23 protein-coding genes are annotated in these 22611 nt (G+C 39.1%); 7 read left to right on the top strand and 16 right to left on the bottom strand.

Features of this window, described 5'->3' with window-relative positions:
* The 15 genes from B4C08_RS03930 to B4C08_RS11220 form a co-directional block, all read right to left on the bottom strand.
* On the bottom strand, positions 1-4040 hold a 4040-nt coding region (locus B4C08_RS03930; protein WP_296663115.1), incomplete at its 3' end, for a SpvB/TcaC N-terminal domain-containing protein.
* A gap of 751 nt (positions 4041-4791) precedes the next feature.
* Complete coding sequence (locus B4C08_RS03925) at positions 4792-5460, bottom strand: hypothetical protein (protein ID WP_296663114.1); 669 nt, start codon at positions 5458-5460, stop codon at positions 4792-4794.
* A 12-nt stretch (positions 5461-5472) separates the two neighbouring features.
* Positions 5473-6261, bottom strand: coding sequence for a hypothetical protein (locus B4C08_RS03920; protein ID WP_296028298.1), 789 nt, complete (start codon positions 6259-6261; stop codon positions 5473-5475).
* Entirely contained in the window at positions 6258-7277 is a 1020-nt protein-coding gene (locus B4C08_RS03915; RefSeq protein ID WP_296663111.1) for a hypothetical protein, read from the bottom strand. The genes B4C08_RS03920 and B4C08_RS03915 overlap by 4 nt, the downstream gene beginning before the upstream one ends.
* Entirely contained in the window at positions 7270-7899 is a 630-nt protein-coding gene (locus B4C08_RS03910) for a hypothetical protein (protein WP_296663109.1), read from the bottom strand. Before B4C08_RS03910 ends, B4C08_RS03915 begins: the two co-directional genes overlap by 8 nt.
* Complete coding sequence (locus B4C08_RS03905) at positions 7889-8356, bottom strand: PEGA domain-containing protein (RefSeq protein ID WP_296663106.1); 468 nt, start codon at positions 8354-8356, stop codon at positions 7889-7891. Before B4C08_RS03905 ends, B4C08_RS03910 begins: the two co-directional genes overlap by 11 nt.
* Positions 8353-9744, bottom strand: a complete 1392-nt coding sequence (locus tag B4C08_RS03900) for a hypothetical protein (protein ID WP_296663105.1) — start codon at positions 9742-9744, stop codon at positions 8353-8355. Before B4C08_RS03900 ends, B4C08_RS03905 begins: the two co-directional genes overlap by 4 nt.
* Complete coding sequence (locus B4C08_RS03895; protein WP_296663102.1) at positions 9741-10559, bottom strand: hypothetical protein; 819 nt, start codon at positions 10557-10559, stop codon at positions 9741-9743. The genes B4C08_RS03900 and B4C08_RS03895 overlap by 4 nt, the downstream gene beginning before the upstream one ends.
* Positions 10546-10938, bottom strand: coding sequence for a hypothetical protein (locus B4C08_RS03890; protein WP_296663099.1), 393 nt, complete (start codon positions 10936-10938; stop codon positions 10546-10548). Before B4C08_RS03890 ends, B4C08_RS03895 begins: the two co-directional genes overlap by 14 nt.
* Entirely contained in the window at positions 10925-11068 is a 144-nt protein-coding gene (locus B4C08_RS03885) for a hypothetical protein (protein WP_296663096.1), read from the bottom strand. Before B4C08_RS03885 ends, B4C08_RS03890 begins: the two co-directional genes overlap by 14 nt.
* A 6-nt stretch (positions 11069-11074) precedes the next feature.
* Positions 11075-11530: a type II secretion system major pseudopilin GspG gene (gspG, locus tag B4C08_RS03880; protein ID WP_296663094.1), complete on the bottom strand. Its 456-nt coding sequence runs from the start codon at positions 11528-11530 to the stop codon at positions 11075-11077.
* A complete protein-coding gene (locus B4C08_RS03875) occupies positions 11527-12549 on the bottom strand; it encodes a type II secretion system F family protein (protein ID WP_296663091.1) in 1023 nt (340 codons plus the stop codon). The genes gspG and B4C08_RS03875 overlap by 4 nt, the downstream gene beginning before the upstream one ends.
* Positions 12546-13970: a GspE/PulE family protein gene (locus tag B4C08_RS03870; RefSeq protein WP_296663088.1), complete on the bottom strand. Its 1425-nt coding sequence runs from the start codon at positions 13968-13970 to the stop codon at positions 12546-12548. The genes B4C08_RS03875 and B4C08_RS03870 overlap by 4 nt, the downstream gene beginning before the upstream one ends.
* A complete protein-coding gene (locus B4C08_RS03865) occupies positions 13967-16150 on the bottom strand; it encodes a secretin N-terminal domain-containing protein (RefSeq protein WP_296663086.1) in 2184 nt (727 codons plus the stop codon). The genes B4C08_RS03870 and B4C08_RS03865 overlap by 4 nt, the downstream gene beginning before the upstream one ends.
* Positions 16147-16503: a prepilin peptidase gene (locus B4C08_RS11220; RefSeq protein ID WP_414717768.1), complete on the bottom strand. Its 357-nt coding sequence runs from the start codon at positions 16501-16503 to the stop codon at positions 16147-16149. The genes B4C08_RS03865 and B4C08_RS11220 overlap by 4 nt, the downstream gene beginning before the upstream one ends.
* On the opposite strand from B4C08_RS11220, the gene B4C08_RS03860 reads away from it, so the two are divergent.
* The 7 genes from B4C08_RS03860 (at position 16394) to csrA (ending at position 22083) form a co-directional block, all read left to right on the top strand.
* Positions 16394-16693 (top strand): hypothetical protein, encoded by a 300-nt coding sequence (locus tag B4C08_RS03860; RefSeq protein ID WP_296663084.1) that lies wholly within the window; start codon positions 16394-16396, stop codon positions 16691-16693. The genes B4C08_RS11220 and B4C08_RS03860 overlap by 110 nt on opposite strands.
* A 431-nt stretch (positions 16694-17124) precedes the next feature.
* Positions 17125-17685, top strand: a complete 561-nt coding sequence (locus B4C08_RS03855; RefSeq protein WP_296663081.1) for a rod-binding protein — start codon at positions 17125-17127, stop codon at positions 17683-17685.
* A gap of 98 nt (positions 17686-17783) precedes the next feature.
* The gene (locus B4C08_RS03850; RefSeq protein ID WP_013701588.1) at positions 17784-18227 is read left to right on the top strand and encodes a hypothetical protein; all 444 of its coding nucleotides are present in this window, start codon (positions 17784-17786) and stop codon (positions 18225-18227) included.
* Positions 18228-18242: 15 nt separating this feature from the next.
* Complete coding sequence (gene flgK, locus B4C08_RS03845; protein ID WP_296663079.1) at positions 18243-20114, top strand: flagellar hook-associated protein FlgK; 1872 nt, start codon at positions 18243-18245, stop codon at positions 20112-20114.
* A gap of 24 nt (positions 20115-20138) precedes the next feature.
* Positions 20139-21386 (top strand): flagellar hook-associated protein 3, encoded by a 1248-nt coding sequence (locus B4C08_RS03840; protein WP_296663077.1) that lies wholly within the window; start codon positions 20139-20141, stop codon positions 21384-21386.
* Positions 21387-21421: 35 nt separating this feature from the next.
* On the top strand, positions 21422-21865 hold the full coding sequence (fliW, locus tag B4C08_RS03835; protein WP_295796840.1) for a flagellar assembly protein FliW: 444 nt from the start codon (positions 21422-21424) through the stop codon (positions 21863-21865).
* A complete protein-coding gene (gene csrA / locus B4C08_RS03830) occupies positions 21865-22083 on the top strand; it encodes a carbon storage regulator CsrA (RefSeq protein ID WP_013701584.1) in 219 nt (72 codons plus the stop codon). Before fliW ends, csrA begins: the two co-directional genes overlap by 1 nt.
* Positions 22084-22102: 19 nt before the next feature.
* Here the strand turns inward: csrA and tsaB are convergent.
* Positions 22103-22611: tRNA (adenosine(37)-N6)-threonylcarbamoyltransferase complex dimerization subunit type 1 TsaB (gene tsaB, locus B4C08_RS03825; protein ID WP_296663072.1), on the bottom strand; the 509-nt coding region annotated here is incomplete at its 5' end.

Raw genomic sequence — 22611 nt, 5'->3', positions numbered from 1 at the left:
GACTTTCTTATTGTTGGCATCGAAAGCAAAGAGCCTCCTGTTAATTGTGCTGTTGTGTTCTTAGGATTCTCATTCAATCCCTCAACTTTATAATAAGAAATACCACCTGCTCTATCTGTATGAATTATATTTCCAAAAATAAAAGGCATATAATAATCAGTAACAGTTTTTCGTCCTTCGGCTGTTTTTCTTACTTCGGAATACATAGCGACAGTTCCTAAAAGTGACTTTGAGTAATCTACATTATAAGGAATTGCGGCATTTCTAAATTCGCTGTTGTTTCTTGAAAACTCGCATTCATCTTTTTTCTGAGGTAAATAGAAATGTATATTGTCTGCTGTTTTTTCTTTTTTTTGTTTATCAGAAATTTCTGTAGGAACAGAATTTTTTTTGGAATTAAAATCAGCGGTTGAATTAATGCCTTCTATTGATTTTTTATATTCCTGTAGAGTCTCCTTTGAGAAAGGAATATCAGATAAGCTGCCTTTCCAAATCCCATAGAACCAGTTGCCTTTACCTCCATATAAAATTTCATCATTCTGAATCTTTATTTCTTCGACTGCTGTATCCGTTACTCCATCCTGTGTTATTGTTTCACTATATGAATAAATAATTTTTTCACAGTTTATATTCGCTGTTGAATAATCTCGTCCAGAATTCCAATTTACCTTAGGAAGTGTGTATGTTACTTCATCAAGATTAAACCCATTTTCGGCAACAAGCAGTGAATAAGAATTGCTGCTTATGTTATACAAATGTTCAATATTGAACTCTTGGAAAGTTTGAATTGATGAAAATTTTCCAAAAGTGAACTTTTTACACTCTGCCAAAAGCAGTCCGTCAAGGTTTAAATATTCCGCATACTTTTCTTCAAAAATGGTTTCAACTCTATTTGAAAACTCTGTTGGATTATCTTGTTTCAATTCAGGTTCTGCATTTAGGATTTCTGCTTCAATTTCAGAAATCCATTCAGAGCGTGCGGTTTCTTTTTCCTTAAAAACCTTCCATTCATTTTTAAGAATATAGTTCCCGTTTGAGATGGTATAAAATGGGTATTTTTCTTTATACACGATTTCTTTTTTGTATTCATCAAGAATTTTTTGAGCTTTGGTATAATCAGCATTTTCTTTAAGTATATAATAACTATAAACCAGTTCCTCTTTATATTTCGGTTCTTCGTTATTAATAGAGCTTCCATCTGGATTATTTATTTCTATTTTTGTATATACATCTTTCTTTTCATATAAATCAGAAATGAATTCCTCTTTTTGAGAATCTGTCAGAGGAATTTCCTTAAACAAAACATCAATATCAGAAGTTTTTATTCGTTTCGTTTCATCTTCTGTATCTTCTAATTTCCAATGATTGTCATGTACGTCAGAGTAAGCGACATCTATGTCATCTACTATCTTTTGGAATTCTTCATTGGAAAGATTCAAGGCACGGTATGAAAGGCCGTCAAGCGTTACGGTTATTATGCTTTCATAATTTCCATATTTATCTTTGTTAATACCGTATTGAATTGAAACGGAATTTTCTGTAACTGTTGTATTTATAACATCAGATGAAATTTCTAGCGGAACAAAATTTTCCTTATCGCCTCTGAATTTCAGTTTATTATCCACTAGGTCAATGAATAAATCTGATGAATTATAAGTTCCGGCATTCAAAACTTTGTTTGTAACAGTTCCTTCATTTCTTATATCACGCTCACCGTTGAATTCTTTTTCGGAATGGCATCCATAAAAAATATCACCCACACTGAAACTGGCTGTGATTCCATTTTGCTTGTAATTTAACAGGGCTGCTGTTTGAACTCCCTCTGGAATTGGATAAGTTTCAAGGAAGTCTGAAATAGTATATTCCTTGGTGAAGTCTCTAAAAAGATAAAGATTATCTGTAACGTCATGCTCAAATTGCATTGCGAAGTCAGAATAATACTTTATAATATCTGATGATTTGGAGGCATTTGTTTTTACACTTTCATAGTATTCTGTAAACTGAGATTCGGTGAACACAGAAGGAATCAGGCATTGATTCTCCATTAAGGTCGATATAATTGCCTTCTGTTCTTCGATGTTTGTTTTTTTCGTCCAGTCTGAATCATACTGTGCGTTCAGTAAATATTCATAAGAGTTATTGTCATTTGAATGAACTTCCTGAACGGTAATGCTAAAGAGCTTTAATAATACTGTTTGATTATCAAGATATTCCGACACAATAAAATTCTTATAGTCTTCTTTTGCTTTATTACCATTATTCGAATATGTCTTTTGAGCCGGTTTTAATTCTTCATATTTTTTCAAGTTTAAGAGAGGATGCTTTAATCCTTTCTTAAAGGTTTTTATATCTGAATATTCAATATTTATATCCCAATCAATATCTGTCTTTTCAGGTTCTTTCCCATTATCCGATATGAAGTAATAATCGCTTGCTTTAACAACATCCATAGTATTTCTAGATGTTTTAGTTATATTTGGAGCAGTTATATTAATTCGTAATGTCGTATCATCGCTTTCATCATCATTTTTATATGTTTTTGCTATGACTTGTTTGCCTTTATCAAAGTTTTCAGATACACCATACGCAGATTCCGTTATTGTAATAATTCCCTCATAAGGAGCTTCCCACATTCTGAAAGGAGTTTGAACAAAATATGTTTTTCTGTATTCCTCTGCTAATTCCGGTTTTACTTTCTGTGTAACTTCTGTTACCGCAATGCTTGAATATATATTACGTTGTTCAAATTCAAGATTTCCTAAATTCTTAAGATATGTAGATTTTCCAGTTTCTACGATATCAGGAAGACCATCCCTATCCATATCAATGAAAGAACACAAAGATTTAGAGGAAGATTTTTGCTTTACCTCTGAATAACCAACTCCAAGAGATAAGGAACCACTGCTAGAGCCTGCGCCACCATAAATATTCCATCCTACGGATGAGCTGGAATTTTTTTCATGCTCTAAGTCTTCTGACAATGTTCCTGACTTTATATTTATAGCTTGCTTTTCATCAAAGCCAGCTCCGTTATTTAGTGCAGCATATACAGTTTCTCCCTTCTGACTTATGGCATCAGGTCTTCCATCACCATTTATGTCTAACATCGAATCTTCTGTATAACTTTCCCCCGAACTGACAGAGCCGCTTCCACCTGCCGTTGCACGAACATCAATAACTCTTGTTCCATATCCAAGTCCAGCCGCACCATTGAAATTTGCTCCAATATTCGTAGAATTCCCAACTTGTAATGGCTGTCCGTTATTCCATTCTTTTGCTTCTGCAAAATAGATTATATTCCCATCATTGTTTTTTTCAGGAAGGCTATAATCAAATGTATATTCATAGGATTCGCCCGCGTTGTTGCCTGCGGAGATAGAGGAAAGCATTTTTTCTTTAGCAAGTCCCTCTGTATAATTAAAGTTATACCTGCGTATATGCCCGCCGTCCTTATAGTGGGTCGTGATGCTGGTCAGAAGCTTCCTGCATGATATGATTTCCCTTGACCTCGCGTCCATGCGCACATCCTTTCTGATTTCCGTTCCGTTATTATCGTAGTGGAACTGGACTTTGTAGTTTCCTTTCTTTCCGTTGAAACCTGTGTAATGAATAAAAGCAGGGTAGACATAACCGCTGTCTTTTTCATATTCATAAACAACCGAGTTTCCATTGGCATCCTCCGTCCTTGTAAGATTCCATGTGAAGGTTTCCGCTCCGCTTCCGACACAGGAATCTTTATTCTGTGCGTAAATTCGTTTTGTTCCGCTTTTATCCGTAACTTCCCAATGGTTGTCATCCATGTAACGCTTTATTCGGCTGAACGAGGTTTCTTTTAGCGGCCTGTAGGCTATCTCGTTTCCTTTGCGGGATTTTTCCTCAAGCAGTGTTCCGTCAAGCATATAGGTGTCGCGGGTGTCGTAGTCCGGGAGTCCGAGCCTTGTGTCTGTCGTAATGGAGCTTCCGTAGCCCACATCAAAGCCCCTGCCCATAATTCCGTTTCCGCCGCCGGACGAGTAGCTTGCTGAGATCCGCGGCTGCATTCCTTTGCGTCCTGCGGGAACTGCAAGCTCAAAGCTGAACGAGGCGTCTCCCATGTTGCCTGCCTCTGGCGGATTGAATTTTATCAGGTGTCCGTCCGGCCTTGCCGCCTCGAGGTTTTTGATTGAGTTCAGGTTCACGTCGGCGGGGCCCGCGCTTTCGGGAAGGGCGAGGGTCGCGTTTATCATGTCCGTGAAGTGGGTGGAAAGAGAGCGGACCTTGTGATTTTCTTTGTCTATTTCAAGACGTTCAAGTTTTATCCAGCTTTCCTTCCGCGTGTCGTAGAAGTATGTGTAAAGCCCGGAAAGAGCCTGCGGTTTCGCATTGAGTTCACCTCTGTAGGGCAGTGTTATTGTCACGTCCTTTTCAAACTTCGTTCCGGCGGGCAGGAACCTGTAGCCGCCTGAATATGGAGTCGCGTTGCAGAGGGATTCTCCTGTGTCCTCTACCTTATGAATGCGCGTTATGCTTATGGCTGTGTCCTCCTTTAGCGCGCCGGCGGGAATCTCTATGGAGGCGTCCCCAAGGACTACTGTTCCGCCTTTTTCCGCGGAGATAAGGACCTCGGACTTCTCCTCTTTTACAGAAATCCTTCCCTTAATATCTGCATTATTTATTGCAGTTTCAGCAAGCAATGATATCGGGCTTATGACAGAAATGTATGCAGCCGTCATTATTACGGCTGCAATTCTTTTAGTAAAACTTGCTTCAACTGTTTTTTTTGAACGCCTGCTCATGCTTTTCTCCTGCACATTATTTATTCTCAAAAGTAACCCTTACAGGCTTGCCAGGAAAATTCTCATTATCTGCAATTACAACAGCGAACCCCGACCTGCTGTCTTTAAATGCAATCTGTTCTGATACTGTAAATGACGTTATTTCATAGCCGTTGATTTTTAATAGAAAATTTTTAGTGCCGGCATCATAAGCGACAGCTATGGTATTTTTTATTCCGTGCCCCTTGTTTATGTAGTTTGAATTTTTCCATCCGTCATTAATATGACCGAAAACACCGTCGCAAACCTTGCCGACTGTGTAGTACCCGTTGGCGTTTATTAGGACTGCTAGCATGAATGGCCTGCCGCCGGTTTCCTGCTCGCAGAAGACAAGTCCGAACCCCGCTTCCGTCCGTCCGCTTTCCTTAACCGCTTCTACAACAATAGGATTAAAACTTTCACTTGTATTTGCATTTGGAACTGTCCAAAGAGTATAACCATTTGCTCCCAGATAACTTGTATCATTTGTTTCAAAAGTAAAAACTTTATTGTCTTCGTACTGTACAAACAGACTGCTTGTTTCCTGAACTGTCGTCTGCTCCGGTTTAACTATACTTTTTTCATCTTCTTCAAAAGGAGTGAGTTCACAGGATGCCAATACAGCTAAAGAAATAAGCCGAATAATTAGTTTTTCTGGTTTCATCATTTTCTCCTCTTATTAGTATTTAGTTATCTGATTTAAAGAAACGGTATATTCAATAACCGTGCAGAAACTGTTGCCTGATGATAATGAAGTCCGTTCCGGAAAAACCTTAAAATAAAAGTTTTTTGTCTCATAACTGGAGTTCTGAATCTGGTAGGCGACCTGATGTCTTGCACTCTGGCTTTCAAGTCCTGAAAGCTGTATCCTGAGGTTTGTCTCCGCTCCTAAAGTAGTGTTCGTAAGGTTATGCTGTCCTACTATTATGTCCGCCTGGCGCATTGGAGGAACTGTTACATAAAACCAGTCCTCGTCAAGAATTTCCTTATGGTCTGTTACAAAACCAACGCATGGCAGATTGCATATTCTGTCGTACTCTAAAAACGCTGCATCTTCCGGCACATCATTTGATTCGCAGTAATCTCTGATAGTCCCTGATGACCATCCGTAGCCATATTTCTTTCCCTCAAAGCATTTTGAGCCACGTGTTTTATCAAGCCTGTAAATATATTTTTCATTATCTATAAGGTTAGTATCTGTGTAGCTTGTTGATTTTCCTTCATAAACACATATCCAGTCCAATGAAATGGCGTCAAAGGATCTCATCAAATAGAAATTATCAGCAGCGTCATCTTCCTTCCATGAAAGATATACCGTGTGTTCTGTCGTAAGAGAATCAGTTGCCGGCACATCATCAAACGGGTCGTCCGCAGTCCTGAATAAAATTTCATTGAATGCATTGTTATAGCACGAGAAAAACCATAATGATGTAAATATCAAAAACATGGCTTTTTTAGTTCGACTCATCTTCGCTCCTTAAAAACATTGAATGACGCTCCAAGACACGGCTTTACAGAAACAAAACCGGCTCCCATCATGTGAAAGTCAAAGTCTATTTCTGCAAAAAGATGTACTTTGTCATTAATGTCAAACTCGTACCCTGCAATGGTTTCAAAAGAAAAGGCATTCTGGTATAAAAATGTTTCGTCCTCATACTTTGGCTTTATGCTCATAAGCTCAATGTTATATGCAAGACCGAACCCGCCGTATAAAGAATGCCTTTTATTAAAATGAACGTGCAGCAATACAGGAAGACTTATTGCTATGGTGTTGATTACAAGAGGGTAGGTGTTTTTTTTATTTATTCCGATATCCCATGAAAGATTCAATCTTGCAGAAAAATCTATAAGTTTACCGTTTGATACAATCACAGGCTGAGGTGGATAAAACTCAATACCTGTATTAACTCCCCCAATTCCTAAAATTTTGTCTCCCCAGTCACTATCAACAGGACTCCAGTAAAAAAGAGAAGCCGGTATCCTTAATTCCATTGGACGCGTTTTTTCCTGTTTAAGTTCATCCTTATTGATGCCTGTAATTTCCTCAATTCCAAAAAGAATATTCTGGCACAAAACAGAAATAAGCCTGTCGTAATGATCTATGCTGTCACCTGCAAAGAATCCTTTTGCAATTTTCTTTGCCTTTGCATCAAAGAGCTTTACCTCGCAAAGCCAGCTTGATTCATTTTTCTTTAGATATCCGTATATCAGATAATCAGAGTTTTCAGACACGCAGATTTTATGAGCGTCTATTATGGTAACCGGGATTCCGTATTTGCTTTCTGCAATGTGAGAAAAATTTATAAGGCCGCTAAACCAGTGCTTTTCAAGCTCATCGTGTATTGCCTTTGAAGGATTATAAGGAGCCGATGTTTTGTTTCCGTTGCCGTCATAAACTGCAAGGGGAGCGATTTTAATTTCTGATGCAGAGGCTATGAATATTGAAAACAGCAGGGCTGTAAAACAAACAGTTCTTTTATTCATCAAATCCCTCCTTTTCAGCAAGGATTGATTTTTCTATTTCAAGCAGCTCGGTGTCGGAAGCTCCGTTTTGTTTAAGTATTCTTATATCTTCCAAGATTTGTGCATAGGAGGAGCTGTCGGCACGGTTTTTATAGTAAAGGCTTTTCGCCTTGTAAAGACGGCATTCCATATCATCAGTAAAGGTCTGCGTAAGTTTTCTGAACTCATCATAAGAAGCTGTATAACTTTCTTTATTATATGAGGCAATAGCATTATTTTTTGCTTCTAGATACGATTTGTCTTTTCCTGCCGTATCGACTGTTTTCTTCTTCTGTTCTTCAAGAATTGCATCATAAGTCCTTCCCATTCCTACAGTCTTCGAAAACTGTGCATCGGATTTTTGATTTAAGGCTTGAACGGACTCATTAAGTTTTTGAAAGTTTACATCAGTATTTTCTATGCTGACTGCAAGACTTTTTTCAAAACAATCAGTTTTTAATTCAACAGTTTTCACAGCTTTATCAAGGTCAGAAATTTCTTTGCTCAATTTTTGAATTCTGTTTATTAATAATATGTGAGAAACTGAAAGCAGTGATGAGGACATAACTATTAAAAATATTGCACTGATTTTTTTATTCATCATTTTTTCTTTCCCTAATAATTATTTTCCGCAGATACTGCCAGTCTTTTCTCTCTTCAATTCCCAGTGCTTTGTCTATCATCTTAAGCGCGCCCGAAAAGTCTTTTCCGTCCAGAAGTTTTTCTGCCTGTTCCGCATAGTATGAGCCGTTTCCCATTTTAAAATACAGGACTGTTCCTGGCTTTATGGCGGCTTTTGTTTCCACGGTTTCATAGCCGTCCTTTCTTACGCAGATTGTGGTTTCTTTTTCACATGGATACATAAGCCTTCCGTAAATGTCAGTTTTTCCGATTTCTTTTCCGTCTATAAAGACTGAAGCATTCATAAGTTCGCTGCTGGCGTAGTCATAGACCATCACATACATTGAGTCTATTTTCTTTTCCGGCGTGCTTGCGCATGAGAGCAGGCATAAAGAAAATAAGGCTGTTAAAATTTTCAAAAAGATTTTGCGCCGTTTCATTTTTTTACCTCGTAATATTCTCCGCGGAGCTTTGCCCTATAGCCGTATCCAGTTTGAATGCAAAAATCTCCGACAGATTCTGTTTTTGCAAGGGAAATTTTATAAATGCTTCCCATGCCGTCATCCTTTGCAATCACAAAATCTTTTCCATTAAGTTTTGTCCGTCCTATGTATGTAAGCTTTTTGATCCCAGCTGGACTGTTTTGTTCATTTGACTTTGCCGCAGTTGTTCTGTTTTTTGCCGACTCAGTTTTTATTGTGGTTTTTGCAGACGGAGCTTTATAAAAAATTCTGTCAATTTCAGATAGGTCAATTTTTTTGTCGGTATATTCAGAAAGCAAAGCGTCGTTCTGCTTAAATTTTATTCCTGTATCAAAGCAGACTGTTGTCTGTATTCTGCTTCGGTTTTCGCTGTTTCGCAGAGCAAAGCTTTTTATGTCTATAAGATTTTCATCTCCTTCCTGAATTTCCCTTATGAAATTTAAAATGCCCTTGCTGCCGGAAAGGACAAAGAATTCTATCTCTGCGTTGCCGCTCTTTCCCTTAATTTGTATGTACTGCTCGTTGCAGGAATTTTTATGCATTATGTTGCGTATGTTTTTTATGTATTCGGAAAGTGTTATACCTTGCTTTTCTTCCGCCTGCGACTGCATCTTTAAAAGTTCCGTTTCATAAAATTCAATCTTTTTATCGAGTGAGGATTTTTCATCTGTTTCTTTCCATAGTCTTGAAAACTCTCCGTTATAGGAAACGATTTCAGCTCCGTTTTTTACGGTGGTTCTGTTCATCTTTACAGAAGTGAACGTGCGGCTTTTTTCAAAGTTTGCAAGAATGCTTACGGCGTCTTTTGCAGTGGCTTCAACTGTAAAAGCATTTTTTTGAATTGAAATATTTTCTATTGTCGCTGTTTTTTCTGCCATTGCGGAATAAATGCGCTCAATGCATGGATAGATTTTTTCATATTCAAGGTGCTTCTTTTCGTTGTATGTCTTTTTTAGCTGTGCAAGTTTTTCTTCTTTTTCTTTCTGGATTCTTTCCTCATCCTGTTTCTGTTTTTCCAGTTCTTTTTGGGCTTTTAAAGATTCTGTGTTTTTTAGAGCGGCATATCGAATTGCAAGAGTTAAAACTGCCAGAATAAAAATGCCGGGCAGGATTGCAAGGCAAAGTTTTTTAATGTTCAGTTCACGCTTTATTTCTTCCTTCAATAGATAAACATCATACTGCCACTTTATGTCCGTCTTTAATATAAGAAGTTTCTTTTCATTTACTTCAAAAGGGTAGAGACTTGCAAGCGTGCTTTTTGCCTCGGCAATTCTTTTTCGCCGGGTATGGGATTTTAAGTGAAGGGTGAACTTCGGGCAGTTTTGAGGCATAACCTGTGATGTCATAGCACGCCCCCTTTAAATAATATTTTCTTTTCAGCGAGGATATATTTTTCTATCTTTCTTTGGTTTTCTTTTTCTGGAACGGCGGCGAACACTGCGCAGGCTCTTGCTTTTTCCGTCTCAAAGTCAACTTTCCAGAATGCGGTTTTTGTTCCGAGCAATTCAAAGATAGGATGATTTTCTTCAAGTCCTAGAATTTCAGCAAGCTCTTTTTCTGTTGTATCTGGATTTAAATTGTCCTTTATAAGCTCCGTTTTCTTTTCCGCATTCTTTATACCGCAAAATTCAAGAACTGTTTTTATAAAAGTGCCGCTCATATTGAAAATGTTCAGAGGCGGAAATGTGTTTATAAGTGGAAATGTGTTTTTTTCTTCAAAGTCTTTTGAAGTTTGCTCAACAATGGCTTTGTCAGAAACTTTCGGATTAATCCAGCCGTACTCTGAAAAAATTTCTTCTCCGTTTGCTTTAATGCAGTCGCTTATCGCTTTGTTTTTTAGAATTTCTTTTGATATAAAATTCTTATTTATGCCTGTGGAAACATCAGAGACCGACAGTTTAAAATCACAGGCAGAGGAAAGTAAATATAAAATCTCATGTTCATCAGAATCAGATTGTGAATCTTTTAGCATCTGGATTTTTTCTTCCATGTCAAAAATTGCAGCGTCAATTTTCTTTCTCTCTTCTATCAGTTTTTTGTAAGAGTCCATCCATCTTTCGTTTGCGGTTGTAAGTAGGCAAAATGATAAAGCCAGAATGCAAAGAGAAAATACTGCTGCCATTGCAAGCGGAGTTGAAAAGCCGCTGTCATAGTTTTTCATCAGAAATCCTCTGTTTTATGAACTCTTGGCTTGCATAGTTTTTGCCATTGAACTTCCATTCTATTTTTATACCTTCCATTCTATGCCTTGCGTTATAGACAGAAGATATTGATACGGCTTCTATTCCCTTTTCCGCGCAGAAAATCAAAAGCATTCCTTTAATTGTTTCAAATTCTGTGTCAAAGTTTTTCCAATAGGGAATGTTAAAGTTTCTTATTTCTTTTCTCAAAAGCGCGTCTGTTTCAAGCATTGAGACGGCGTTTTTTGAGGCGGCTTCTGTCTTGGCAATGCTGCTCTTTGCATTGACGAGGCTTGCTGTAAGCACCACCGAAGCCATGAGAAAAATTGCAATGGAAACTAAAAGTTCAGTCAATTTCATTTGCGCTCTCAATAGTTCTTTCTGCCGCCGCCATTTGCCTTGAAGCCGACTTTTGGGCAATGGCAATGCCGGCTATTATGCCGGAGAGGGCAAATAAAAATGCCGCTGTCGCAACAATTTCACGAAGCATTCTTTTTTACTCCCAGCTTTTTATGTCTGTGTCCTTGCCTTCACCGCCTTCAATTCCGTCTGCTCCAAAGCTTCTTATTCCGTAAGGCGAGCCGTCTGGAGCAGGGCAGGTGTATTCATACTCATAGCCCCAGGGGTCTTTTGGCGCGTTCTTGTAAATATACGGTCCTCCCCAGCTGTCGGAGCTTGGCGATGTTTCAGGCTTTTTTCTTAAAGCGGCAAGCCCCTGTTCTGCCGTTGGATAGTTTCCGCAGTCTATGTAGTAGGCTTCAAGGGCTGTAGCAAGGCTTTCTATCTGCGTTTTAGCCGCGGCAATGCGGGATTTTTCAAGGCTGTTTATTGCGACAAAGCCTACGGTTGCTGAAAGAATCAGTATTATTGCTATGACTATCAGAGTTTCCATAAAAGTCCAGCCGTCTTCATTTTTTACGGCTTCAAAAATTTTCTTTTTTAAGTTTTTCATAATGCCCCCAGAAGATTGAATACAGGAATTACAAACTGGGCGATAACTGCAATAATTACCGCTCCTGTTATCAAAATAAAAACAGGTTCTGCAGCCTGTGTAATGCTTGTTAACAGGCTCTCGCTTTCATTTTGGTAATAATTAAAAATCTGGCTGAATGCCTCTGCCGCTTCTCCATTTTCTTCTGCTATTTTTATCCATGCTGTAAGATATTCCGGGAAGATTTTTTCATCTTCAAAAGCTTTGCCGACACCTTTTCCGCAGGCTATGCTTTTACAGACGGATTCAACAGCTTTTTGAACACGGATATTGCTCAATACGTTTTTTGCATAAGCAAGGCTCTTAAGCAAAGGAAAATGCGTTTGAGTGAGAAGCTTCATTGCAAAAGAAAAGTCGTGCATCTGCATTGTCATTGCAAAATCTTTTATGAGCGGAATCCTTAGAATAATGCTGTCGATTGCAAGAGCCGCTTTTGCATTTAATCTGCGCGTCGCAAGGCAGACTGCCAGAATTGCCATGAAGCCAAATAAAATTATCATGGATACAAAAGAGCCTGACTTGAGTTTACTTATCTGCGTTTCGATGTTTTCAGAGGAATTTGTAAAAGCCTCGAATATTCCTTCAAGCCTTGGCAGGACAAAAATAGTCAGAATAAAAACAACAGCAATCGCCGTCGCAAGAACAAGCGCAGGATAAAGAAGTGCTTGGATTATCTTCCGCTTCATACTTCTTTTGCCGTTCAAATATGCGGCAAGATGTCCGAACACCTGCGGGAGCGTGCCGCTTTCTTCTCCAATTGAAACAAGGGAAACATAAAGCGGAGGAAACAGCTTTTCATCCGAAAGTGCATTGGAAAACTTTTTACCCTCGTTTACTTTTTTTAGGATTCTAGCAGTGAATTTCTTCTCGGCTTTTCCTGTAAGAACTTCTTTGCATACTGCGAGCGCGCTTTGCAATGGCAAAAAAGATGAAAGAAGAGAATGCATGGTCTGTGTAAAAAGAAGAACGTCCGCTTTCATAAAAGTCCTTCCCGTATCATTTCTTCTTTTGTTGAGATTCCGCTTTTTATTTTTAGAGCCGCATCTTCTTTTAATGTTTTAAATCCCTGCTTTATAAGATATTTTTTAAGTTCAGTTTCTGGCTTGTTTTTTTCTATCATTGCACGGAAGTTATCATCCAAGAAAAACACTTCGCTTATGGCAGTTCTTCCTCTATAGCCTGTAAAGCCGCATTCTTCACATCCTTTGCCTTTGCATGGAACGCAAGTTTTTCTAACAAGACGCTGGGCAATTACTGTCTTTAAAGTTCCTGCGATAAGGTATGGCTCTATTCCAAGGTTGCGCAATCTTGATACTGCGGAAATGCTGTCGTTTGTGTGCAGTGTTGAAAGGATAAGATGGCCTGTAAGGGAAGCGCGAACTGCAAGCTGTGCTGTCTCCTTGTCGCGGATTTCTCCCACCATGATTACATCCGGGTCATGGCGCAATATGCGGCGAAGCACGCTTTCGAAGGTAAGACCGATTTCGTCGTTCACCTGTATCTGCTCAATGCCGCTTATGACTTTTTCAACAGGATCTTCTATTGCCACAATCTTTAAATGCTCATCATCCATTTCTTTAAGAAGTGCATGAAGGCTTGTTGTCTTTCCGCTTCCTGTAGGTCCTGTTGCAAGAATCATTCCGTGCGGACTTTTTAAAACAGTTTTTATCTTGCTAAGGTTTTCCTTTGAAAATCCAAGAGCTTCAAGAGATAAATTTTCGTTTTGATTGTTGAAAAGCCGGAGGACTATGTTTTGTCCTGCGACTGACGGAACTATGGAAACACGGAAGTCAAGATTTTTTCCTCCTGTCTGAACGCTCATTCTTCCATCCTGACAGAGCCTGTTTTCCATAACATTAAGTCCCGACATGATTTTTATACGGCTTGTAAGAGTGTCAAAAATGCCTTTGTCAAACGCACGGACTGTCTGGAGTACTCCGTCAATTCTTAAACGAATGTTTACAGAATCCTTTGTGCCCTGTATGTGGATGTCGCTTGCGCTCCGCCTTATTGCTTCAAGGCATATTGCGTTTATTATGTTTACTGCCGGGGCTTCTCCGCTTATGTCTTCAAGACGGTACTCGCTGTCCAGTTCTTTTGTGCAGGAAAAGTCTTCTGCCGTGTTGTCTACAAAATTGCCAATAAATTCGGCAAAGTCCGAATCATTTACAATTATATGCCTTATCTGCTTTGGCTCATGTACTTGGGTAAGGAGCTTTATTGTATCCAGCTTGCTTTTTGCGACTGCCACGGTAACTTCATTTTCAGACTCGCGTATTTTTACACATCGTGAATTTTTTATGAACTGGCAGGTGTACTGGCATTCAATGTTTTTGTACTGAGAAAATTCTATTATGTTAAAACCGGGTTCATTGGATTTTGCTGTTTTGAGACTTTTCATACCGCAGCCTCGCCGTATTTTTTCTTGAGCCGCTCAAGGTTTGCTTCTTCGCTGATAGCTTGGACATCTTGCTTTTCAACAAAAGGAACAAGATATATTACAAATTCTGTTTCAACCATCGACACGACTTTCTTCTTAAAAAGCCAGCCTAAAAGCGGTATGTTTCCAAAGCCTGGCACACGTTTTTCTGATACTTCTTCTTCCTGCTGGAAAAGTCCGCCTATGACTACAGGCTCGCCGCTTTTAGTCCTTACATTAGTGCTTACTTTTTTTTCAGACGTTGATGGAGGCGGCGTAGTGTCTGTTCCATTGCTGTTGGCGGATGATGATTCTGTGTTTCCCTGCTTTGAAACCTGCGCGTCAACTTTTACTGTCACCATTCCGTCGCCACTTGCCCAGCCATTTATAGAAAGTGTGAGTCCGCTTGATATTTCCCTTGTGGTGCTTGTGTACAGCTCTCCTTTTGTGTCTACGATTATGTCGCGGTAGCGTGTTGTGTTGGTGTTTGAAAAGCTCAAGGATTCTCCGCTTATGCCGTTTAGTGTTGTGTCCGCAAGCACGCGCGACTTTCCCTCCGAAAGCTCTGCGTTCAGGCTTCCGGCGAACTGGACTCCGAACTTTGAGATTATGTCAAAGTTTATGTTGAATATGTTTGATACTGCCCCGCTCCAGGAATAGCCCGAACCCTCACTTGTGTTGCCGATGTTTAATGACGCGCCCCAGTTCAAGCCGCTTGTCTTCTGCCTTTGAACCACAAGCAGCTGGTATTTTATCTGTTGCTTTGGAAGGTCAATCTCCTCAAGGCTTTTTGAAAAATCCTCAAATTGTTTTTCTGTTCCGCTAAAGAAAACTAAAGTCGGCTCGTTTGTTTCTGTTATGCTTTCTTTGCTTATAGGCGTTGGAAGCGATTTTATAAGCTCGTCGCTCTTTATGTACTTTAGCCTTACAGCTCTGCTCTGTTTTTTACTGTCAAGCATTGCTATGAATTCAGAAAGCTTTGCTTCGCTTTCCTGTGTTACCTGTGTCGCAAAGCCGTTGTCAGAAGGAAGCATGATTATGTCAGATAAAAGAAGAGCCTTTGGAATTAGAGAAGCTGCATCCTTGGCATTTGTGTTTTCAAAATAAAAGCTTTTATAGTTTCTGTCGTTAAGTGGAACATCAACTTTGCGTATGAATTCTTCTATGGGATTTATTTCCGAAGGGCTTCCTGTGAGGATAAGCGAGTTGGAGCTTTTGTCCTGCTTTATGAATCCCTGCGCGTTCAGCTCGTTTGGAAGAATTGAAGCAAGCGTTTCTATGCCTATGTTTTTTACTTTGATTATTCTTGTTTCCTTGAATTTTTTTATGACATCTTTTTTTTGAATTTCATAAATGTAATATATACCGCCATCCGCAGAAAAATCGCAGTTGCACTGGCTCAGAATTAATGAAAGAAGCTCGTCAAAACTTTTGTCTGTGTATGCCATGTTTTCAAGTGCTATGCTGGGCTTTGAAAGCAGGGAATACTCCTTTCCGCCTTTTTTGAACAGTGTCTCTATTACGTTTGCGAATGATGCTTTCTGGATATTGCAGGAGAATTTTCCGCCTGCTTCCGACATTGTAAAAATATCGATGTTCCGCTTGTTCAGATTCCCTGCGCTTTTTGTAATGTAAAAACCATCTGCGATTCTCTCAAGGGCGAATCCCGGAAGCCTTACAATCGCAAGGTTCAGCACGTCTTCAAGGCTTGCCTCTGCAATTCGGATTGTTACCGTTGCGTTCGGAAGATTGTCAAATAAAATTGTCCTGTTTGTGTAGCGGGAAATCATATTGATGAACGGCTCAATCTGGACATTCTCTGTGTTTACAGAGAGTTTTCCGTTAGCGTTTGAATTGATTTTTACTTTAGTAACAGAATAAACCCCGCCATTCTTTTCCACATAAAGTTGGCAGTGCCTTGCGAATCTGTCCAGCGCGCTTTCAAAGTCCTTGTCTTCAAATCGGAACGTTGCGTTTCCAGAAACTGTCTCATCTATTATGACTGACTTTCCGCATACATCTGCAACCGCATAAATGATGTCGGAAATTTTCTGGTTTCTAAAGTCCATGTATATGGAAGAGTCTGCTTCCTGCGCGCAAAGCGGAATCTGAATAAGAAGAAAGAAAATGCAATGGAGATGTTTTACAGGAAGTCTTTTCATGCGGCTTCTCTGAAAATCAGTTCTGACAATAGGTATCCGGCCGCTGTGAAAGGCACAAACGGAATTTTGCTTGTTTTTTTATTAAAAAGGCGTAGTGCCATAAAAAAAATAATTCCGGCGAGGCTCGCAAGAATAAAAGTGCATAGTGTCTTAAAAAATCCTGAGCAGTAGCCTATAACCGCTGCAAGTTTTATGTCTCCTATGCCCATGCCTTTTGTGGCTTCCGCGGCTATAAGGAACACTGTGAAAAAGAAGGCAGAGCAGGCTATGTTGATTAAAAGTTTTGATGGAGCTGTGAAAATATCTGTTATAACCAGCAGCAAAAAGAATCCGAGTGTGCTTGAATTTGGAATCCGCCCTTCGAGCAGATCGAAAAATGAGATGATGGCTAGATATAAAAGGCATGTTGGTCTTGTGTCCATTTGCGGGCGTTGCTCCTTTATATCTAAGAAATATAGAAAAAAAAAAAATGCACTTGTCAAGTGCTTTTTAAATAATTTTTTGTTTTTTTTAATATTTTTGCAGTTTGATGCCTTGGAATGAGCGGCGGCCTCTTGCGCCGATGCACAGGCTTATCTATTTCTTTGCTGGAAAGGGATAAGTCCTGTTCCGCTTTCCTATGTTTTCTATGGCTCATAGAGATGTTGTGGAATATATTAAATAAAGTTAGAATAAAAACAAAATTAAGTTAAAAATAAAATGAAATTAAGTTGAAATCAAAACGAAATCAACTTAAAAATAAAATGAAATTAAGTTAAAATAAAAACAAAATCAACTTAAAAACAAAATGAAATCAAGTTAATTTCAAAGTGAAATTAACTTGATTTTAAAAACTGTATAGTATTGTATGCGGCTATTATGAATATTGCGAAGAAACATGGAGATACTATGATTGGATAAAAGCCAGCAGCTGCCTATAAAAATCTTGTAAAATCTTGAATGCAAAATGCCGAAAATGTAAGCAAGGTGGAATCATGGCGGTAAACGGAATTTCTGGAACTGGAATAACAGGCACTTTGTCTAATGGAAGCAATGCAATTGACTCTGCTGTTCTTCAGAATGAGGCCAAAAAATTCTCTTCGCTCGTAAAGGAAATGCAGAATAAAACTGCATTGGGAATTTCTGAGGGAGCATCTTTGTCAGGAGTTTCTTCAAGCCAGATTGCCAAAAATCATCGTCTGAATGGGGATTATACTCAGGGATTCTACGGAGCATTCACTTCGGATTCTGATAAGTCCGCCCGTCCGCAGGGATTCGCCGCAAACTCAAAAACTTCAAGCGGAAAAACTCCCGTAATTGACAAGACTTCCGAACTTTATGCGCAGTCCATGGAAATGGAAAATTACATGGTCAAAATGATGCTTTCGTCAATGCGCAATACAATTCAAAAAACAAATCTTGCCGGCAAAGACAACGAGTACGCTAGGAAAATGTACGACGACATGATGTATGACAATATGGCGGAATCGATTACAAAAAACGCTTCTTTGGGACTTGCTGACCAGATTTACATTGAGCTTTCAGGCCAAAGATAATTTTACTTTCTGTATAACTCTTTTATAAATTTTTCTCTAAACAAAAATCTTTATATTCCGAAAATCAAATAGAAACTTTCTTTTTTAAGGAAAAATTTATGGCGGAAGAAAAAGAAATTGAATTAATCAGTGTGCTTAATGAGCAGGAACGTATTCTTGACTCTATGCTTATGGAGCAGAATAAAATTCATGAGTGCGTTGTAAAGCGCAGCTGGGCAGGCCTTGAAGAATATGTCTTGAACATCAATGAGCTTGGCAGTGAATTTTCCAAGGTTGACAAGTTCCGTGAAAAAATCGCATCTGTTTCAGAAAATATTTATTTTCATCCTGAAGTAAAAGATGTTTTTCTCCGCGTAAAGACAAAGCTTTCAAGAAGCAAGGTTGAAAATGACGCGCTTGCAAAATATGTGAGCGCAACAAAAAAATTTATTTCAGAAGTTATGGATCAGTGCGCATCTCAGCAGAGAAACGAAATTTATTCTCCGAACGGCACAATGAGAAAAAACTATGCGCAGAGCATTGTTGTAAACAGAAGCATTTAAAAGGAGTGTGGAATTATGGCGAATTCTTTTGCAGGAATAGAAATTGGAAAAAGAAGCCTTATGGCTCATTCAACTCAGATTCAGACAGCCGGCCACAATATTTCAAATGCGGATACAGAAGGCTATTCTAGGCAGCGTGTCATTGTAAAATCTTTTGAGCCGATTTATCGCCCGGACTTGGAACGTGCGATGGTTCCAGGTCAGATAGGGCAAGGCTGCGATGTTGAAAGCATAAACAGAATAAAAGATGAACTTTTAGAAAGCCGTATTGTTGACCAGAAAAATGTTGAGTCTTACTGGGAAACACGCGACAAATATTATTCAATGATTGAATCCGTTTACAATGAGCCTAATGATGTTTCCGTAAGAACAAACATGGACAAGTTTTGGCAGGGCTGGCAGGAACTTTCAACTTACCCTGAAAGTGATGCGGCTCGTCTTGCAGTTGTTGTGCGCGGGCAGACTTTGACAAATTCAATTCAGCAACAGTACAAAAGTTTGCGTGGAATTGGAGATCAGATAAATGGCGACATTGAGGCAGTTGTAAAGCAGGTAAATGATCTTTCGCGCCAGATTGCTTCTGTCAATGGTGAGATTGTAAGAAGCAAAGGTCTTGGGGACAATCCTAATGATCTTATGGACCGCCGCGATTTGCTTGTTGAAAAGCTTTCGTCTCTCATTAATGTTACTGTTACTCAAAAAGATCCTGATGAATTTATGGTTCACACAGATGGGCAGATTATTGTTCAAGGAAGTCTTGCTCGCCAAATAGAAAGTGTCGGCCAGCTTGATAATAACGGCTACGGAAAACTTATGTGGTCTGATACAAAGCTTGATGCAGAGTTTCATGGAGGAACTCTCGGAGCTTTGGTTGAACTTCGTGACAAGGATATTCGCAGTGAAATTCAGTCTTTAAATACAATGGCTCTTAACTTTGCAGATTTAGTGAATGATGTCCACAGAAATGCCATTGGAAAAAATAACGTTACAGGCTTGGACTTTTTTGTTCAGCATGATTTTGTAGAAAACGTAAACGGAAACTATGACAGAAACGGCGATGGTGTAGAAGACACTTCCTATATTTTCCGCATGACAGGAACAAATGCTCTTAAGATGCAGGAGCAGATTGGTCTTTCTGGAACAATGACAATTAATGGCGCAAGTGGAAATATTGATGTCGCTTATTTTTCAACAGACACAGTTGAAGATGTTATCAACAGAATCAACGATTCCAACGGAGAGGTAAAGGCTTATCTTGACAGAAATAGTTGTCTTGTTTTAAAAGCAACATCTTCTAGCGGAATGGAAAATCCTGATTTTGTTATCCGCCATGTTGAGGATTCTGGAATGTTCCTTACGGGGTATTCAGGAATTTTGCAGGGAAGCGGAGAAGATAATGCCTATGACTTTAACCGTGCAAATGCGGTTGATGTTCTTGCAGGTGCTCAGTTTGCGGTTTCTCCTGTTTTGAATCCGTCTGCATATATTGAAGTAAATGGACTTATTCAAAATGATGTTTCAAGTGTTGCCGCAGCATTTAAAAATTCCCAAGGCTTTGCAGAGCCTAGCGATGGAAGAGCAGCAGTTGAAATGGCTGCAATCAGAAATACAAAAATAATGATTGGAAGTCAGCGTACATTTGATGATTATTTTGCTGATACAGTAACCAACGTTGGGTTAAAGGGAGAGCAGGCGCAAAATCAGCTTGCGACTCAAAATAAAATAATGGGCGACTTAAGAGATTTGCGCGACAGCATTTCTGGTGTAAACATTGATGAAGAGCTTGCTGATATAATAAAGTTTCAGCATGGGTATAACGTTGCTGCAAAATTTATTTCAGTGCAGGATGAACTTCTTGATACGTTGATCAACCGTCTTGGAGTTTGAGTTATTTTAGAAGCGAGGTAGAATATGCATAGAATCAGCTCACAGTTTAATAATACAGATACCCAGTATCAGCTTAGAAAACAGGAAGTAAATCAGGCAATAAAAAACCGCCAGATTGGAACTCAAAGCAGAATCGGAAGCCTTCGTGATGATCCGATTGCAGCCGGACATCTTGTGCGCTATCAGTCTTATCTGGGACGTGTAAATCAGTTTGAAAAAAATGCGCAGACTCTTGCAGATCAGATGAATGTTAGAGAAGGGTATATAAATCAGAATTTGCAGATTATGCACCGCGTTAGAGAACTTGCTATTACTGGCGCAAATGGAACTTACACAGAAGAAGACTTAAAAAATATGGCTGTTGAAGTCAACGAGCTTTTAAAGGAGCTGATTCAAAATGCAAATGCTGTAGGTCCAGACGGAAATACTCTTTTTGCTGGAACAAGAACAAAGGGTGCGGCTTTTGATGTTGTAATGGGAAACATTCCTGGTTCCGATGAAGCTCTTATTGAAAAAGTAAATTATAAGGGAAACAACGGAACTAATAAAATTGAAGTTGATGAAAACGCTTATCTTCAAATTGACAATAGCGGAACAAAGACATTTTGGGCAGAGCCTCAACACCTTATTGGGCAACGAGATTTGACTTCTTGGCAGGCGCTGGAAGATTCTGTTATAAGCATTGACGGTGAGGATATTGCAATAAAATCTGGCGACAACATTTATGCAGTTGCTGCAAAAATAAATAATTCTGGAATTGCAGTAAAGGCTTCAATTGATCCTGTTTCACAAGGACTTTCGCTTTCCACTACAGATTCTCATCAAGTTTGGATGGAAGATAAAACAGGCAGTGCGTTGGCAGACATGGGAATGATTGAAGACTCAAGCCAGTTTCCGCCTTACAATGTAAACACTTCCGCTGTGAAAGTTTCTGGCGGCTCTTTGTTTGATGCTGTCATTGCCCTGCGCGATTCAATGCTCAAGGGGGATCAAGAGTCAATTGGAAGCCGCGTGATTGGAACTCTTGACTACGGAATCAATAATCTTACAACTCGCCTTGCAAAGTCAGGAAGCGACTATGAGCGTGCAATGAATAACGTTGAGCGTTCAAAGACAAACAATGTAAATGTTACTCAGCTTGTAAGCAGAGAAGGCGACATTGATTTGACAGAAGCCATAACAGATTTAAAGATGCTGGAATATGTCAACCAGGCAACAATGAGCAATGCTGGAAAAATGTATTCAAGTACACTGCTCAATTATATGCGCTAGGATTTTAATATTTAAAAATATTCATAGGATTTTTTATGCTGGTAGAAACAAAAACTAAAGGCTGTGTTGAAATTTCCAACGATAGGTTAATTTCTATACCTTCAGGTCTTTTTGGCTTTGAAGAGTATACAGATTTTGCTCTTGTGGACAGTGAGTATGAGCCGCTTATATGGCTTCAGTCGCTGCAGGAAAAAAATCTTGCGTTTCTTTTAATTGATCCGTTTTTAATTACAGATGACTATGAAGCTGAAATTGATGACAGTGAGCTTTTAAAAATCGGCATAAAAGATCCTGCTGATGTAATGGTTCTTACAATTGTAACTGTTCCTGATGATGGCAGCGCGGTAACTGCAAATTTTCAAGGACCTCTTATAATCAACAAGAAAAATCATCAGTGCATGCAGGCTATTCTCGACGGCTCAAAGTACACAACAAAGCACAATATTCTTGAAGCATTAAAACGAAAGGAGGCAAAGTAATGCTTATCCTTTCAAGAAAAATAGATCAAAAAATCCGCATCGGAGACGACATTGTTATTACGCTGATAGACGTAAAAGGCGACCAAGTGAAAATCGGCGTGGAAGCTCCTAGCAATGTAAAAGTTTACCGTCAAGAAGTTTTTGAAGCAATCCAGTCAGAAAACAAGGCCGCTGCTTCGCAAATTTCAATGGAACGTCTCGGAAAACTTTTTGGCTGATTGTTTTGCTGAAAAAATATTAGTTTTTATTTTTTGATTCAAGAACTATTTCAGCTTCACTTTTTCTTACATACAGCGGACCGTCATAGTCTTTTAATGGCTCTTTCTTTTCTGCAATCATTCTTTCTGCAATTTCAAAAAGGCTTTCGCAGCAGTCATTTTCCGGGCAAAAGCAGTGAAGAGAATAAAGCGGTGTTATTTCGTTTGTCCGCTCGACAAATGTTTTTGCTCCAGGTCCGCAGACAAGAACAGAGCTTTCTGCGTCAATTTGCTTTAAGATTTCTTCAATTTCTGAATCTTCTTCGTTTCTTATTTTTTCTCCGCGGATATAAAATGAATAAAAAAATTCATCTTCTTTTGCTTCTATTACAGGAAGAACTGTTTCAATTGCTTTTTTATACGGCCAAGAGTACGCTTCCAAAGAAGGAATTCCGTAGAGCGGAATATTGTCTGAAAGTGTGATTGCCTTGAGCGCGCTAAGTCCCAGCCTGAGCCCTGTAAAGCTTCCAGGACCAAGCGTAACGGTTG

It is taken from the genome of Treponema sp. UBA753 (assembly GCF_002297325.1).
In the GTDB taxonomy this organism is placed as follows: domain Bacteria; phylum Spirochaetota; class Spirochaetia; order Treponematales; family Treponemataceae; genus Treponema_D.
Note: the sequence above shows the minus strand (reverse complement) of the source record. Positions and strands in the feature narration are given on the sequence as shown.

Coding starts and splice junctions, on each gene's coding strand:
- B4C08_RS03925 (WP_296663114.1), bottom strand. CDS start 5,460: ATGATGAAACCAGAAAAACTAATTATTCGGCTTATTTCTTTAGCTGTA.
- B4C08_RS03920 (WP_296028298.1), bottom strand. CDS start 6,261: ATGAGTCGAACTAAAAAAGCCATGTTTTTGATATTTACATCATTATGG.
- B4C08_RS03915 (WP_296663111.1), bottom strand. CDS start 7,277: ATGAATAAAAGAACTGTTTGTTTTACAGCCCTGCTGTTTTCAATATTC.
- B4C08_RS03910 (WP_296663109.1), bottom strand. CDS start 7,899: ATGATGAATAAAAAAATCAGTGCAATATTTTTAATAGTTATGTCCTCA.
- B4C08_RS03905 (WP_296663106.1), bottom strand. CDS start 8,356: ATGAAACGGCGCAAAATCTTTTTGAAAATTTTAACAGCCTTATTTTCT.
- B4C08_RS03900 (WP_296663105.1), bottom strand. CDS start 9,744: ATGACATCACAGGTTATGCCTCAAAACTGCCCGAAGTTCACCCTTCAC.
- B4C08_RS03895 (WP_296663102.1), bottom strand. CDS start 10,559: ATGAAAAACTATGACAGCGGCTTTTCAACTCCGCTTGCAATGGCAGCA.
- B4C08_RS03890 (WP_296663099.1), bottom strand. CDS start 10,938: ATGAAATTGACTGAACTTTTAGTTTCCATTGCAATTTTTCTCATGGCT.
- B4C08_RS03885 (WP_296663096.1), bottom strand. CDS start 11,068: ATGCTTCGTGAAATTGTTGCGACAGCGGCATTTTTATTTGCCCTCTCC.
- gspG (WP_296663094.1), bottom strand. CDS start 11,530: ATGAAAAACTTAAAAAAGAAAATTTTTGAAGCCGTAAAAAATGAAGAC.
- B4C08_RS03875 (WP_296663091.1), bottom strand. CDS start 12,549: ATGAAAGCGGACGTTCTTCTTTTTACACAGACCATGCATTCTCTTCTT.
- B4C08_RS03870 (WP_296663088.1), bottom strand. CDS start 13,970: ATGAAAAGTCTCAAAACAGCAAAATCCAATGAACCCGGTTTTAACATA.
- B4C08_RS03865 (WP_296663086.1), bottom strand. CDS start 16,150: ATGAAAAGACTTCCTGTAAAACATCTCCATTGCATTTTCTTTCTTCTT.
- B4C08_RS03855 (WP_296663081.1), top strand. CDS start 17,125: ATGGCGGTAAACGGAATTTCTGGAACTGGAATAACAGGCACTTTGTCT.
- B4C08_RS03850 (WP_013701588.1), top strand. CDS start 17,784: ATGGCGGAAGAAAAAGAAATTGAATTAATCAGTGTGCTTAATGAGCAG.
- flgK (WP_296663079.1), top strand. CDS start 18,243: ATGGCGAATTCTTTTGCAGGAATAGAAATTGGAAAAAGAAGCCTTATG.
- B4C08_RS03840 (WP_296663077.1), top strand. CDS start 20,139: ATGCATAGAATCAGCTCACAGTTTAATAATACAGATACCCAGTATCAG.
- fliW (WP_295796840.1), top strand. CDS start 21,422: ATGCTGGTAGAAACAAAAACTAAAGGCTGTGTTGAAATTTCCAACGAT.
- csrA (WP_013701584.1), top strand. CDS start 21,865: ATGCTTATCCTTTCAAGAAAAATAGATCAAAAAATCCGCATCGGAGAC.